This is a genomic window from Methylocaldum sp., assembly GCF_035627495.1.
GTDB lineage: Bacteria > Pseudomonadota > Gammaproteobacteria > Methylococcales > Methylococcaceae > Methylocaldum.
On sequence record NZ_DASPLO010000051.1, the window covers coordinates 1 to 1594 of the forward strand.

Here is a 1594-nt window from a genome sequence, read left to right on the forward strand (position 1 = left end):
AACTCATCAACATTCCGGGCCGTCTCCAGAACCGCTTTGGCCTGCGCCAACACGGCCCGTCCACCCGCGGGTCTCGCCATGGCCGTTCACATCTGAAAGAACAGGCCATATTGTTACCCTTATGATCGCGAAATGGAATAACACGAAAAGAGATTGATCAGCAGGAATGGCTGCGTCCAGATGGAAGTCCCAGCGCGCGCTGTAAATCAGGTGTACAGGCGGCCGAGAGCTCTCGTTATTGATTCGGTAACTAAAGGGAGATTATGACGTCTTAGAGGGATGATGAGACGTCAAGCGAAACGGCAGAGCGATGCGGCGCTGACGGAGGCCCGGAAAACGGGGGTGCGGATGCGCGCTGAAGGCTACACCGCCAAGGCCATTGAGTCGATTTGGGAGGTGCACCCGAACACTATGTTCCGCTGGGAGAGTCGGAAGCGGGAAGGCGGAGAGGCGGCCCTCAGCGTGCAAAGACGCGGGCACCGACAGGGGGGAACAGCGGCGCTTGGGTCGGGTGCAGGACATCGCCCTCCGGGAGACGATTTGTGACGAGATGCGGGACGCGTCGGGCTTGGCGTTTGCCCTGTGGACTCGGCAAGCGGTGCAGGCTTTGATCGCCCAGGAGACGAAGGTTTTACTACCGATTCGGACGGTCGAGTTGTACTTGCAGCAGTGGCGAGAAATGGTCAAATGTTGGCGGGCCGGCAAAAAGTCCAGCCTGGATCAGTTGCGAGTCTGACACCAAATGCTTTGACTCTCGTTTTTTCGGCTGGCCGATCTGAATTTTTCTCCAAAAAGGCTGAACTCACGGGAAAAGTCCGGTTGGGATGCTTCTCTCAGGCGTTTTGAGTGGCACATCGTCAGATGTTCAGACCCAAAGCTCGCAGAAAGACTGTGTAACTCACCGACGCCATGCCCCTGACCCGAAGTTTGCCCAGGTTCATCTGGTGTTTAAGACGGGACAGGGTGGCTTCAATCCCGGCCTGCCAGCGATAGACCTCGCGAAAGGCGGGCGTCTTCTCACGCAACCGAAGCGCTCTCAGTCGAAGCCGACTGGGCAGGTACTGAATCCGGTAGTGGTGACGATAGCGGCTGGACGGGGTGTTTGTGATCAGGCAACGGGGTTTCAGCGGACAAGCGTCACAGATGGCACCCGAAAAGACCGCCTGTAAGCGGGTTCGGCTGGCGCTGACACTCAACGGAGCGTACCCGCCGGGACAGCGTGTGATGACACCGGCGTCATCCAATTCAAACTGTTCAAGGTTCAATTCCCCCGCAAACTGCCTTTGGCCTTTTGTACCAGGGTCACCAACTCGATCCCGCGGGCTTGCGTCCGATCCAGGTTATCGATATTGCCATAATGGGTATCGGCCAGCACCCACGCCGGTGAGATCTCGCGTTGCTCGACATTATCCAGCGCTGGCTGCAAGGCGTATTGATCATGCTGGGTCAGCTTATTGTATTGACCCAGCGGAATCTGCTCAACTCAAGCCGCTAAAGCATAAGCCTCGGCAGGCGTTTTCCTCCCGAGCGCCTGATGCGGGCGCCGGTTGTTGTAGAAATTAATCCAGTCGCCAAGGACCCGGCTGGCATGCTG

4 protein-coding genes are annotated in these 1594 nt (G+C 57.5%); 1 reads left to right on the plus strand and 3 read right to left on the minus strand.

Features of this window, described 5'->3' with window-relative positions; translation table 11 throughout:
• The first annotated feature begins 502 nt into the window (after positions 1-502).
• Complete coding sequence (locus VEB01_RS04260) at positions 503-736, plus strand: winged helix-turn-helix domain-containing protein (protein ID WP_324873124.1); 234 nt, start codon at positions 503-505, stop codon at positions 734-736.
• A 121-nt stretch (positions 737-857) separates the two neighbouring features.
• On the opposite strand, the gene VEB01_RS04265 is transcribed toward VEB01_RS04260, so the two are convergent.
• The 3 genes from VEB01_RS04265 to VEB01_RS04275 form a co-directional block, all read right to left on the minus strand.
• On the minus strand, positions 858-1265 hold the full coding sequence (locus VEB01_RS04265) for a transposase (RefSeq protein WP_324873125.1): 408 nt from the start codon (positions 1263-1265) through the stop codon (positions 858-860).
• Positions 1262-1426: a hypothetical protein gene (locus tag VEB01_RS04270; RefSeq protein WP_324873126.1), complete on the minus strand. Its 165-nt coding sequence runs from the start codon at positions 1424-1426 to the stop codon at positions 1262-1264. The genes VEB01_RS04265 and VEB01_RS04270 overlap by 4 nt, the downstream gene beginning before the upstream one ends.
• 57 nt (positions 1427-1483) lie before the next feature.
• The coding region (locus VEB01_RS04275) for an integrase core domain-containing protein (protein WP_324873123.1) at positions 1484-1594 on the minus strand (111 nt) is incomplete at its 5' end.